The sequence below is a fragment of the Micromonospora sp. AMSO1212t genome, assembly GCF_008868145.1.
GTDB classification, from domain to species: Bacteria; Actinomycetota; Actinomycetes; order Mycobacteriales; family Micromonosporaceae; genus Micromonospora; species Micromonospora tulbaghiae.
Map to the genome: position 1 here is coordinate 1 of NZ_WBKS01000003.1, position 13,320 is coordinate 13,320.

Here is a 13,320-nt window from a genome sequence, read left to right on the forward strand (position 1 = left end):
AACACCGTCTACCTCCGCAACACCAACAACGGCGGCCCCGTAGACACCCAATTCGTCTACGGCATCTGACCACCACACCCACCACGGCGGGACCCGGACACCACCGGGTCCCGCCGCCGTGGCAGGTGCGTCAGCAGTGCCTCGATCGCTTCGCACTCGCGCGCCCGGTCCGGAAGCGACGTCGTCCCGAGCAGCTCCCGGACAGCCTCGCAGTGCTGCCGGGCCGTGTCCGGTTCACCCAGCCGGACCGCCGCCTTGGCCTGCACGAGGAGGGCGTCGCCGTGCAGTACCCGGTAGGCGTTGCGGGAGGCGATGAGGACGGCGTCCTTCGCCGTCCCGTAGGCCTCCTCGGCCGCGCCTTCGAGCAGTGCGGCCTCGGCGAGGCCGATGGCCGCCTGGCATTCGAAATACTGGAAGCCGCGTTTCCGGCTGATCGACAGGCTTTCGGTGAACCGTGTGCGGGCGTCGTCGACAGCCCGGCTTCCCAACAACGCGAAGGCCAGTGTGTTGAGGGTGGCAGCCTCCGCCCGCAGGTTGCGCAGCTTCCTGGCCAGCCGCAGCGCCTCGGCGGCGTTGTGTGCCGCGGACACCCACTCGTTCAGCTGGCGGTCGAGTTGGCTCAGCTCGTCGAGCACCGACAGCTCCCGCAGCGTCGACCCGGTGCGACGGTAGTAGTCGAGTGCGGCCGCGAAGTGGGCACGCGCGGGCTCGAAGTCTTCCATCTGCCGTAGCACCATCGCCAGGTTGTGCCGGTTCGCCATTGCCGACAGGTGGCGCGCCGATCTCTCGTTCAACCGTTGGGCCGCCGTCAGGTAGCCGGCCGCTTCGGTGAGCTGGCCCCGTTCGTGGCACAGCGTGCCCAGGTCGTTCAGCGTCACCGCACGAACGTGGTGGAACTCGGGACCCGTCCCGAGGTCCAGTGCCCGCTGATAGAGATCCCGCGCCTCGTCCGGGTGGCCCAACTCGGCCTGCACGAGCCCGAGGTTGTGTGACAGGTATGCCTCGCCGACGAGCCAGCCGCTGCCGCGGGCAGCCGCGATGCCTCGACGGTAGGCGGCGGAGGCCAGATGATGTTTCCCGGCCGCCCAGTGCGCCTGCCCGAGAGTCTGATGCATGGCGGCCTGAGCCCGCATGTCACCCGCGGCCTCCGCGGCGGCGAGTCCGGCAGACCCGCTCGCGAGCCAGGCGACCACGTCTCCCGAGACGAAGAAGTAACCGCGGAGCTGGTCGGCCAACTGCCAGGACCGTGCGCCATGACCGTCAGTCGCGGCGACTTCGACCGCCGCGACGAGGTTCGCTGCCTCCTGGCCGAGCCACGCCGTCGCGGCATCGACATCGGGAAACGGGTTCTCGGCCGGGTCGACCTCCATCGGCAGCCGCACCATGTCGGGATAGAGCAGTGTCATCGCCGACGCGGTCCGCGTCAGGTACCAGGTGTAGAGCCGGGCCAGCGCAGCGCCACGGTCGACGGGCGTCTCCCGGGTCTCGCCGGCTCGCAACGCGTACAGACGCAGCAGGTCGTGGTAGCGGTAACGGCCCTCCGCACCGCCGGGCTGGAGCAGGTTCTCCGTGACGAGGTGGTCCAGCGTCGCCCGGACGGCGCGCTGTTCGGACCCGAGCAGCGCGGCGACCGCGGCGGCCGAGAAGTCTTCGCCCGGGATCAGCGCGGCGGCCTGGAAGACCTCCACCACCGCCGACGGCAGGGCGCGGCAGCTGATTGCGAAACTGCTCGTCACGGTGCGGTCACCGAGGCTGAGCTGGGCAAGCCGCGACCCCTCGTCGGTCAGCCCCTGCAGGACCTCGGCAACCGTGCTCTCCGGGTGGCCGACCAGCCGGCCCGCCAGCAGCCGCACCGCGATCGGCAACCGGCCGCATGCGTCGACCAGGGCCTCGGCGTCCCTGCGTTCGGCGTGGACCCGGGCCGCACCGAGTTTGATCCGCAGCAGGTGCAGTGCCTCGTCCGACGTGAACACCGGCAGGAGCGTGGTGGCGGCGCCGTCCAGTTCCTCGCACTGGTTGCGGCTGGTGACCAGGACCGCGCTTCCGCCGGGGCCCGGCAGCAGCAGGCGGATCTGGGCGGCGTTGTGCGCGTTGTCGAGCACGATCAGCACCCGCCGGTCGGCAAGCACGCTGCGGTAGAGTGCGGCGGCCTCGTCCTCGTCACCGGGAATGGCGCGCGCCTCGACACCGAGGGCTCTCAGCAGTCGAGCGAGCGCGTATCCGACCGCGACCGGCCGGTCTTCGCCACCACCGCGGAGGTCGATGTAGAGCTGACCGTCCGGGAAGTCCCGCCGTACTCCCCAGGCCGCCTTCAGGGCGAGGCTCGTCTTGCCGACACCGGCCATGCCGGAGATGACGCGGACGACTGGTGCTCCACCGTCCGGGTAGCGCAACGCCCATTCGAGCTCGCGCAGTTCCTCGGCGCGTCCGCAGAAGTCCGCCGGCGGCGCCGGCACCTGGCGCGGCGTGACGACGGCACGAGTGTCCGCCGGCGTACCCGCGCTTCGATCCCCTTGCCCGCCGATCACGGCCTGCCGCGCCTCGGTCAGCTCGCGGCCGGGGTCGACGCCCAGCTCCTCGGCGAGCCGCTGGCGGACACTCTCGAAGGCTTCGATCGCGGCGGCCTGCTGGCCCGCGGCGGCGAGTGCGACGACCAGCCGTGCGTGCAACGACTCGTGCCACGGGTGCCGCCCCGCCAGCCGGCGCAGAAGCGGGAGGACCTCCCGCTGCCGGTGCAGCACCTCCCCGAGGCGCGCCAGACGCACGGCCGCCTCCACGCGCTCCTCGGCCAGCGCCGTGATCAACGGATCGCCGGAGAGTTCCGGCACGTCCTGGGCGGCGTCGTCGCCGTGCCACATGTCGAGCGCGTCGAGGAGCAGCTCGAAGGCACGCTCGGGTGGCAGGGCCGGCGCGCCGGCCTCCAGGAGGCGGGACCGGTAGCCCACCAGGTCGAGCCGCTCGGCATCGGCTGGCAGCTCGTATCCGCCCGACCCGAGGATCACCGACGGCGGCTGGTCAGGACGCGGCGCCGGCTCCAGCAGGCGACGGATCCGACTGATGTGTGTCTGCACCACGTTTGTCGCCGACGTCGGTGGCGCGTCTCCCCACAGAAGATGGATCAGCTCCTCACGGCCCACCGGACGGCCGGGAGTCAGCGCGAGGCGCGCCAGCACGACACGGTGCCGTCCGGCTCGGAGGTCGGTGGGCTGACCGGCCCGGGTGACCTGCAGCGGCCCGAGCACGGAGATCCGGGCCGGCCCGGTCGCCTCGAGACGTTCCCGCTGCGGCGGCCGGGACATCTGCTTCATCCGCATGCGGTCCTCGTGGTGAAGACCCAAGGCGTCGGCAAGCGCCTGCAGGGAGCGTCCACGCAGTCTTCCGCTGCGCCCCTGCTCGAGGTCACGGACCACACCGACGCTGACCCCGGCCCGATCCGCGAGATCGGCCTGCGTCAGGCCGCGGCCGACCCGAGCACGCCGCAGAAGCTCGCTGAGGCCGCCAGGCCCCCCGTCGCCCATCGTCGACTCCCCCGTGTGCACGATCGTCAACCTGTGGGGCCGCCCGAAGCGCCCCCGCGGCTGGCTCGTCGAAGGGTAGCCGACGATCGATACCCGCCGGCGGTGACGATCTGACTCGTACATCTGTCCGCACAGATCGTAGTACGAGTTCACTACAGGATCTGTCCCTCCAGTCGTGCGTCAGAAGCGCTCCGCACACTCTGAGCACGGCGAGGCGGCAGGCACGCCGGAAGAGACGAGGAGAACACATTGCACTCATACGCTCGACGAGGTGGCTGGTGGGCATGCCGGTCGCTGGTGCCGGTGGCGGTGCTGGCGGCGGCCCTGGCTTCGACCCCCACTGTGGCGTCCGCGACGCCCGACACCTCGGCGGTGGACGCGGCCGGCACAGCGGCCGCCGCCGCACCGGGCGATCCGGCGCTGCCCGACTACCCGGGCCTGACGCCACGGTCGCGAGCGTCCGCCGCGGTGAGCACCACGCCGATCCCGTGCGGCAACAACGGTTCCGACAAGAACATGCAGCGATCGGACGCGGTCAAGCGGGCACGTAGCTGGCTCAGCGTGGGTGGTGTCCCCTACAGCCAGAACCGCTGCTACGAGAACCAGTACGGCGACTATCGGACCGACTGTTCCGGGTTCGTGGCGATGGCGTGGGGTCTCGGCGGCTCGGGTAGTTCGTTCTGGACCGGAAACCTGGACAGCCGGTCGCACACCATCTCGCGCGGCGATCTCGCCCCGGGCGATGCGCTGCTCCGGCACACCGGGGACACCTCGGAGAACCACGTCGCCCTGTTCGTGAAGTGGAGCGACTCCGCACACACCGCTCCGGTGGTGATCGAGCAGACGGGCAGCTCGGACACGATCGAACGGACCTGGACCTCGAGCTACGCCAGCCTGTACACCCCGGTCCGCTACGACAACATCCTCGAGGACGTGTCGCCGGAGGATGTGCCGATCTCGGGTGACTGGAACAACGACGGCATCGACACCGTCGGCGTCTTCCGACCCAGCAACTCCACCTTCTACCTCCGCGACACCAACAGCGGCGACGCCACCCGCATCTTCAAATTCGGCCACGGCCCCTCAGGCGACATCCCCGTCGCCGGCGACTGGAACAACGACGGCTACGACTCCGTCGGCGTCTTCCGACCCAGCAACTCCACCTGGTACCTCACCAACGGCACCACCACCGCCACCAACACCACCGACCACGAATTCAAATTCGGCCACGGCCCCTCAGGCGACCAACCCGTCGCCGGCGACTGGAACAACAACGGCTACGACTCCGTCGGCGTCTTCCGACCCAGCAACTCCACCTGGTACCTCACCAACGGCACCACCACCGCCACCAACACCACCGACCACGAATACATCTTCGGCCACGGCCCCTCCGGCGACATCGCCATCCCCGGCCGCTGGATCAAAAACAGCAACACCACCCCCGGCGTCCGCCGACCCAGCAACAACACCGTCTACCTCCGCAACACCAACAACGGCGGCCCCGTAGACACCCAATTCGTCTACGGCATCTGACCACCACACCCACCACGGCGGGACCCGGACACCACCGGGTCCCGCCGCCGTGGCAGGTCGGGCCGAGGACGTCAGCCGCGGCGCAGCCCCGCGACGGCCTCCCGCATGTCGTCCTGACCGATCGGAGCCGGCGGCGCACCCCCAGCCGCCTCCCGGAGCGCCTTGGCGAGTTGCACCCGGCGCAGCGCCTCCCGTAGGTCCGCGCCGGTCAGCCCGGCGGTGTCGGCGGCGAGGGCGGCCGGGTCGAGGTCGTCGGCGAACATCTTGAAGCCCGGCCGTTCGTGCCGCTCGATCAGCTCGCGGACCATCTTGGTGAGGATCTCGGCGCGTCCGGCCTCGTCCGGCGCCGGAATGGCGATCTTCAGGTCGAAGCGGCCGGAGCGGATCAGCGACGCGTCCACGCGCTGCGGGAAGTTGGTCGTGGCCACCACGATGACGTCGGGGTTCTCCTCGAACAGCGTGTTCATCTCCTGCTTGAAGATGCCCGCCACGGCGTTGACCGCCTGGCTGGCCGCGTCGCCGCCCGCGCCGGCGTAGCTGATGATCGAGTCGAACTCGTCGAACAGCATCACTGTGGGCCGCCGGTAGCGGCGTGCCTCCCGGAAGATGCGCTTGATGTTGCGTTCCGAGCCGCCGAGGTACTTGTCCAGGATCTCCGGAGTACGGATCTCCACGAAGTCCGCGCCGACCTCGTTCGCCAGCGCCCGGGCCAGCATGGTCTTGCCGGTGCCGGGCGGCCCGTACATCAGGATGCCCTGCGGCCGGCGCGCGCCCCAGCGGGCCATCGCCGCCGGGTGCCGGAACGACACCGCCACCTCGCGGAACCGCGCGACCACGTCGGACAGGCCGCCGACCTGGTCGAGGGTCACCGTCGCGCTGCGCGGCCCGGCCGCCGTCACCGGTCGCCGCCCCACGAGGTACATCCGTCCACGCAGCACCGTCGGCTCGTCGCTGTCGCCGGACAACTCGCGTACGGCCTGGAGCAGCAGGCCGAGCATCGCCCGCAGGTGCGCCGGATCCACCTCGGCGCTGGGCACGTCGGCGCGGATGCGTACCGTGCCGTTGGCCTGGTCGACGCGGGGCCGCAGCCCGGCTTCCCGGGCCGTGCGCAGCGCCTCCCGGCCGGCCTCGTCGCCCGGCGGCGCGGCGAGCGTCGCGACCGGTCGCGGCCAGATCCGCCGACCGGCCTCCGCGGCCATCCGGCCCACCGCGGCGGCCGGACCGTCGCCGCCGCGCGCGGCCAGCCGCTCGGCGAGCAGCACGCCGACCGGCCCGGCCAGACCGAGGGCGAGCAGGCCCGCCGGTGTGTTCTCCACCCGCAGGTACGCCTCGAAGCGGTGCACCGGCTGCCCGTCTGCGGCGTCGGCGCGCACGGTGCAGCGCATCTCCCGCACCGGGGCCGGGAAGTCGCCGTCGACCAGCAACTCCACCGGCCCGTCGACGGCGGCGGCGAGCAGCCCGGCCGCGCCGGCGATGCGCACCTCGGCGCCGAGCAACGGCACCGTCTCCTCGTCCGGCCGAACCTCGGTCATCGGCAGCCCTCTCCTCGCGGCGGCGTCTGTCCTCGCGTGGGTCCGCCTCCGAGTCTGGCACCGGCCCGGCCGGGCGGCCACCGCTCAGCCGCCGCCGCTCATCTGGAAGCCTGGCCGCTGCTCACCCGGCCGCGGCTCAGCTCGCGTCGGCGAGCAGGCCGTCGACCAGGTCGCGGGGCAGTCCGTGGGTGTCGTGCAGCCAGTGGTAGTCGCGCTCGGACAGCGGCCCGCGCGCCCGTACCCGGTCGACGAGCGGTCGTCCGCGTCGCAGCAGCCCCCGGAAACGGCGTTCCTCGTCCAGGAGGGTCGCCCGCAGCGAGCCGACGTCGACCGGCTGCCCGCCGGGCAGCGTGCCCGGTCCGGATGTCTGGCGGAAGCGGCGCAGCGTCTCCGCGTACAGCTCGGGCGGCAGCTCGTCCAGGCTGCGCGCCGGGTCGTCGCGCCACAGCACGGTGAGCGCTCGGCGCAACAGCCGCCGCAGCACGTACCCGCGGCCGGTGTTCCCGGGGCGTACCCCGTCACCGAGCACGACCACCGCGGACCGCAGGTGGTCGGAGACCACGCGCAGGTCCGTGCCGTGCAGGTCCCAGTTGCCCACCTCGTCCACCCACCGGCGCAGCCCGTCGCCGGTGAACACGGACCGGTCGCCGCGCAGCACCATCTCCAGCCGCTCCAGGCCCATGCCGGTGTCGATGCTGGACACCGGCAGCGGCGTGAGCCGGCCGTCGGGGTGCCGGTGGTAGCGCATCTGCACGTGGTTCCACACCTCCACCCACCGCGCGTCGGTGGTGGGTGTGCCGGTGGGCGGGCCGTCCCCGGTCCACACGAAGATCTCCGAGTCCGGTCCGCAGGGGCCGGTCGGGCCGTTGGACCACCAGTTGTCCTCGCCCAGCGCCTCCACCGGCACGCCGAGCCCGGTCCAGGTGTCCCGCGCGGTGTCGTCCGGCCCTTCACCGCTGCCGCCACCGAAGACCGTGGCGTGCAGCCTCCCCATCGGGATGCCGAACCCGCCGGTGAGCAGGTCGTAGCCCCAGCGCAGGCTGGTCGCGATGTCGTAGTCGCCGAGCGACCACGAGCCGAGCATCTGGAACACGGTCAGGTGGGTACTGTCGCCCACCTCGTCCAGGTCCGTCGTGCGCAGGCACCGCTGCACGTTCGCCAGTCGCCGCCCGCCCGGGTGCGGGCGCCCCAGCAGGTACGGCGTGAGCGGGTGCATGCCGGACGTGGTGAACAGCACCGGGTCGCCGGATGGCGGCACCAGTGAACTCTCCGGCGCGTCCTGATGGCCGTGCCGGTGGTAGTGGTCGAGGAACGTCCTGATGATCTCGTCGGTCGTCATGGCGGGTGCCTTCCGGGTACGGGTGACCGGACGGCCCGCCGCGCGCGTTGGCGTCGACACGACGACGCCGGCGGACCGTTTCCGGTCGCCGGCGTGGGTGTGGGGCAGGTCAGGCGGCGGCAACCGGCGAGCGGGAAGCTCGCGCGGCTGCGGCGGTAAAGGTGCGCCTGCTCTGCATACCTCGACGGTAGCCCGGTCCGCACACTCCCGCCCAGCCCTTTTCCCGCGCCCACGTGCGGGCGTCAGCGAGTGGGGGTGAACAGGCGGCGGTAGAGGGCGTCCAGGCGTTCGGCCTGCGCCTCCCACGTCCACCCCGGCAGCGGGGAGTCCTCGCCCTCGTAGGCGGCGCGGTAGCGGGCCGGGTCGGCGAGCACCGCCCGGACCGCGCGGGCCAGGTCGGCGGCGTCGCGGGCGCGGAACACCTCGCCCTGCCCGGTGGCGCGGACCGTCTCGGCCATGGTGCGGACGTCGCTGACCACGATCGGCAGCCGCGCGTGCGCGTACTCGAAGAACTTGGTGATCAGCGCGATCTCGTGGTTCGGCCAGTGGTGCAGCGGGATCAGCCCGATGTCGGCGGTGGCGAGGAACGCGACGAGCTGCCGGTGCGGCACGTACGGCAGCACGTGCACCCGGTCACCCACACCGAGCCGAGCGGCGCGGGCGACGACCTGGCGGACGTAGGGGGCGGCCGGGTCGGCGACGACAAGCGCCAGGTGCACGCCGGGCAGCAGCGGCAGCGCCTCGGCCACCGTGTCCACGCCGCGCTGGACGGCCATCGCCCCGCTGTACACCAGCAACGGCGTGCCGGCGGCGACGCCGCAGCGCTCCCGCAGATCGGGGGCGGACGCCTCGGGGGCGGCCGTGACCGGGGCGTTCAGGACCACGGTCGGGCGTTCGGGCAGGCCGTGGTCGCGTACCAGCAGGTCGGCGAGCGTGTCGGAGACGGTGACCACCGCGTCGGCGTGACCGACGTGCTCGCGGACGTAGCCGAGGTGCGCGGGCAGCCAGCGGACGTTGTCGCGGCGGGGCCGGGCACCGGGCAGCCACTCGTGCGCGTCCCAGACCAGCCTCACGTCGCGCCCGGCGGCGCGGGCACGGTCCACGGCGCGGGCGGCCACGCCGAGCATCCGGAAGTCGTGCGCATGGATCAGGTCGGGGCGCAGCTCGTCGACGACGGGGCCGGCGACCCGTTCGTAGTCCCAGAGACCCGGTTCCAGCCGCCGCCAGGCCCCGTCGCGCAGCCGGGCCCGCCAGTAGCGGACCTGGGCGTGCTCCACGGGCCGGCGCGCCAGCCGGGCCGCGCGCAGCGGCAGCCCGCCCCGGGCCACCAGCCGCGCCCGCAGGCCGGACACGTCACGCGGGCCGGCGGTTCCCGGGCCGGGAACAGCACCGCGCGGGCCGTAGGCGATGGCCGGTGGCGTGGCGCGAGCAGCGGAGAGCGGCAGGACGCGTACCTCTGCGTCGCCGAGCCGCCAGCGGCGTTCGGCGTCGACGTGGGCACAGCCGATCAGCGTGACTTCCCAGCCGGCGTCGGCGGCCGAGCGGGCCGCCTTCTGCACCCGCGAGTCACGGTCGACCGCGTTGTCGACGAGCATGACCACGCGCCGGCCGGGCCGCGTCGTGTCGTCGCGCCGCATCGGCGTTCCACCCCTTCACCCGTACGCCCGGACGGGCGCGAGTGTACGGGGGCGCGAGACCGTCACGACTGCCGCGAAACCGGCTCTGAGCTGCGGTGATGCCGACTGTGCAGACGATGGTCGGGTGCCGGCCGGTGGAAGTTCACCGGCCGTGCACCCGACGGGCGGTTCAGGCCGTGCCGGAGGAGGCCAGCGCGGCCGGGGCGACCGGCTGCCGGCTGTCGTTGCGGTTGGGCAGCGACAGGCGGATGACCTTCCACCAGGCGGAGGCGACCTGCTTGGGCAGCGGGCCGGTGGTGTAGTGCAGTCCGTACCTGTCGAACAGCGCCCGCACCTGCGGGGCGATCTCCTGGTAGCGGTTGCTGGGCAGGTCGGGGAAGAGGTGGTGCTCGATCTGGTACGACAGGTTGCCGGTCATGATGTGCAGCAGCCGGCTGCCGCTGATGTTGGCCGAGCCGAGCATCTGGCGCAGATACCACTCGCCGCGCGTCTCGCCGTCGATGGAGGTCTTCTCGAACGTCTCCACGCCGTTGGGGAAGTGCCCGCACATGATCACCGAGTGGCTCCACACGTTGCGCAGCAGGTTCGCGGTGAACGTGGCGGCGAGCGTGGACAGGAACGACGGGCCGGACAGCAGCGGGTGCACCACGTAGTCCTTGAGCACCTGGCGGCGGATCTTGCGCCCGACGGCCCTGGCCTTGGCCCGGAACTTCGGGTCCTTGAGGTTGCGCTGCTTGAGGTGGTCGCCCAGCTCCATGTCGTACGCGGCGATGCCGTACTCGAAGAACGCGGCGTTGAGCAGATTCCACAGCGGCTGCCCGAGGTGCATCGGGTGCCACGGCTGGTCCTCGTCGACACGCATGATGCCGTACCCGAGGTCGTTGTCCTTGCCGACCACGTTGGTGTAGCGGTGGTGCAGTTCGTTGTGCGACTGCTTCCACTGGTCGGCCGGGGAGACGTGGTCCCACTCCCAGGTGGTGGAGTGGATCTTCGGGTCGCGCATCCAGTCCCACTGGCCGTGCAGGACGTTGTGCCCGATCTCCATGTTCTCCAGGATCTTGGCGACCGTGAGGCCGGCCGTGCCGACGACCCAGGCCGGCGGGAACAGCGAGAACAGCAGCACCGCCCGACTGCTCATCTCCAGTGTCCGCTGGGTCTTGACGACCTTGCGGATGTAGCGGGCGTCCCGCTCCCCCCGGTCGGCGAGGACCCGGTCCCGGATCGCGTCCAGTTCCTTGCCGATGATCTCGATGTCTTCGGCGCTGAGGTGGGCGATCGGGTTGACGGCCTTCTTCTGGATGACGGTCACGTGGGTGGCTCCTGTTCAGAGATCGATGTCGCAGGTACCGGCGGCGGCCGACACGCACGTCTGGACGAGCACGCCGTCCCCCGGTACGGCCGCGGTGACGTCGCCGTTGCGCAGGTCGCGGACGGCGCCCTGACGCAGCGGTACGACGCAGCCGAAGCAGATGCCCATCCGGCACCCGGAAGGCATCAGCACTCCGGCGTTCTCCCCCGCGTCGAGCAGGGTGGTGGCGCCGTCGGACTCGACGGTCACCCCCGCCCCGGTGAAAGTCACGGTGCCTCCCTCGCCCGGCGTGATCACCGTCGGGCGGAACCGCTCGGTGTGCAACCGCTCGACGAGGCCGTTGGCGGACCAGTACCCCTCAATCGCGTCGAGCATGCCGATCGGTCCGCAGGCCCACGCCTCCCGGTCGAGGTGGTCGGGCACCAGCCCGGCGAGTTCGGCGACGTCGAGAAGGCCGTCGGTGTCGGTGTGCCGCTCGATCAGCCGCAGCGTGCCGCGTTCGGCCAGCGCGCGCAGCTCCGTACCGAAGATGACGTCGTCGCGGGTGGGCGCCGAGTGTACGAGCACCACGTCGGCCCGGTCGGCCAGCCCGGATCGAAGCATCCCCATGACCGGGGTGATGCCGCTGCCGGCGGTGAGGAACAGGACGCGCTCGGGCGTCGCGGCGGGCAGCACGAACTCGCCCTGGGCCTGGTCGAGGTGCACGATCGTGCCGGGCCGCAGCCGGCGTACGAGATGGTTGCTGACCTTGCCGTCCGGGATGGCCTTCACGGTGACGGAGATCCGGCCCTCGGCGGCGTCCGGCGGTGAGGTGAGCGAGTACGCACGCCACTGGCGCACCCCGTCGACGTCCACACCGAGGCGGATGTACTGACCGGGCTGGTGACCCTGCCAGGCGCGGCCGGGTCGGATCACCAGCGTCGCCGCGTCCCGGGTCTCCGGCCGGACGGCGACGATCCGGCCGCGCAGCGGGGCGCCGGCGCGCAGCGGCGCGATCAGGTCGAGATAGTCGTCCGGCAGCACCGGTGTGGTGACCGCTCCGGCCAGCCGCAGCAGCCTGTCCCGGAAGGTGACCTTCTGAGGGCGGCGGGAGGCAGTTGTGGTCATATGACCAGCGTGACCGCCCGATCGCATAACATCTTGACCGACAAAGGTGAAACAGTCGCAGGTTTTTGTTCGGAGGGAACAATATGACGTCGGAGGCCGGCACGGGGCAGCGCGCCGCGCACCTCGACCTCGACGCCGGGGTGGCGGATACGCTGCGCGCCCGGCTGCCGATGGTCGCCGAGCGGACGGTCTCCGCGATCACCGCCGAGGTGCCGGACTACTCCGGCGCGCTCACCGGCGCCATGCGGGCGAAGATCGAAAACGCGGTACGCATCGCGCTCGGCACGTTCCTCCAGCTCATCGAGGGTACCCAGGCGTTCGACCCGAGCACTCCCCTGGCCCCGGCGCTGGAGGCCGCGTACGCGCTGGGCAGCGGCGAGGCACGCTCGGGGCGCAGCATGGACGCGCTGCTGGCGGCGTACCGGGTGGGCGCGCGGGTGGCCTGGCGGGAGGTGTCGACCACCACGGTACGCAGCGGGCTGGCCGCCGAGACGGTGGCCGAGTTCGCCGAGCTGATGTTCGCCTACATCGACGAGCTGTCCGCGGCGAGCGTGGCCGGGCACGCCGACGAGCTGGCCAGCGCCGGCCGGATGCGCCGCCGCAGCCTGGAACGGCTCACCCAGCAGCTGCTCGCGGGCGAACCGGAGGAGTCGCTGCGGCGCAGCGCCGAACGGGCCGACTGGCCGCCGCCGCAGACGCTGACAGTGGTGCTGCTGCCCCGCCGGCACCTGCGCGCGGTACTGGCGCTGCTCAGCCCGTACACGCTGGAGAGCGGCGAGGACCTGCCCGGCATGAACCCGGTCGAGGAGCTGGCCGTACTGCTGGTGCCGGACATGCACGGCGGCCGGCGCCGCCAGCTCACCCGACTGCTGCACGGGCACCGGGCGGTGCTCGGCCCGGCCCGGCCCTGGCACCGGGTCGCCGCGTCGTACCAGCGGGCCACCCGGGCGCTCGCGCTGAGCCTCGGCGAGCCGGACGCCGGGCCGGTCGACACGGAGCGTCACCTGGCCACGCTGCTGCTCAGCATGGACCCGGAGGCCCTTGCCGACCTGCGCGCGCAGGCCCTCGCGCCGCTGGCCGCGCTGCCTCCGGCCACCGCGCACCGGCTGGCCGAGACGCTGCGGTCGTGGCTGCTGCACCAGGGACGCCGCGACGACGTGGCGGCCGACCTGTTCGTGCACCCGCAGACCGTCCGCTACCGGATGGGCAAGCTGCGTGAACTGTTCGGCGACCGGCTGAACGACCCGGCCACGGTCCTCGACCTCACCATCGCTCTGGCCGTACCCCCGGAGCCGGACGACACCTGACGCCACGCGGGGGCGCACGGCCCGGTGCGGCCGGGACC

General features: G+C 72.2%; 8 protein-coding genes. 2 read left to right on the forward strand and 6 right to left on the reverse strand.

The window, feature by feature from the left end; translation table 11 throughout:
* Positions 1–56 precede the first annotated feature (56 nt).
* On the reverse strand, positions 57–3,671 hold the full coding sequence (locus F8279_RS01355; RefSeq protein ID WP_151498848.1) for a BTAD domain-containing putative transcriptional regulator: 3,615 nt from the start codon (positions 3,669–3,671) through the stop codon (positions 57–59).
* Positions 3,672–3,767: 96 nt separating this feature from the next.
* Here F8279_RS01355 and F8279_RS30455 point away from each other — a divergent pair, with 96 nt between their 5' ends.
* Positions 3,768–5,051, forward strand: a complete 1,284-nt coding sequence (locus F8279_RS30455) for a hypothetical protein (RefSeq protein WP_225853070.1) — start codon at positions 3,768–3,770, stop codon at positions 5,049–5,051.
* Positions 5,052–5,122: 71 nt separating this feature from the next.
* Here F8279_RS30455 and F8279_RS01365 read toward each other — a convergent pair whose 3' ends face one another.
* The 5 genes from F8279_RS01365 to F8279_RS01385 all read right to left on the reverse strand — a co-directional run bounded on the left by F8279_RS01365 (position 5,123) and on the right by F8279_RS01385 (position 11,975).
* Complete coding sequence (locus tag F8279_RS01365; protein ID WP_151498849.1) at positions 5,123–6,583, reverse strand: 26S protease regulatory subunit; 1,461 nt, start codon at positions 6,581–6,583, stop codon at positions 5,123–5,125.
* 136 nt (positions 6,584–6,719) lie between these two features.
* A complete protein-coding gene (locus F8279_RS01370; RefSeq protein ID WP_091425257.1) occupies positions 6,720–7,922 on the reverse strand; it encodes an alanine--tRNA ligase-related protein in 1,203 nt (400 codons plus the stop codon).
* A gap of 242 nt (positions 7,923–8,164) precedes the next feature.
* Complete coding sequence (locus F8279_RS01375; RefSeq protein WP_151498850.1) at positions 8,165–9,559, reverse strand: glycosyltransferase family 4 protein; 1,395 nt, start codon at positions 9,557–9,559, stop codon at positions 8,165–8,167.
* Between the two features lie 169 nt (positions 9,560–9,728).
* Positions 9,729–10,868: an acyl-CoA desaturase gene (locus F8279_RS01380; protein ID WP_151498851.1), complete on the reverse strand. Its 1,140-nt coding sequence runs from the start codon at positions 10,866–10,868 to the stop codon at positions 9,729–9,731.
* Positions 10,869–10,883: 15 nt separating this feature from the next.
* Positions 10,884–11,975: a ferredoxin reductase gene (locus F8279_RS01385; RefSeq protein WP_151498852.1), complete on the reverse strand. Its 1,092-nt coding sequence runs from the start codon at positions 11,973–11,975 to the stop codon at positions 10,884–10,886.
* Between the two features lie 83 nt (positions 11,976–12,058).
* On the opposite strand from F8279_RS01385, the gene F8279_RS01390 reads away from it, so the two are divergent.
* Positions 12,059–13,282, forward strand: a complete 1,224-nt coding sequence (locus F8279_RS01390) for a CdaR family transcriptional regulator (protein WP_151498853.1) — start codon at positions 12,059–12,061, stop codon at positions 13,280–13,282.
* The last annotated feature ends 38 nt before the right edge of the window (positions 13,283–13,320 follow it).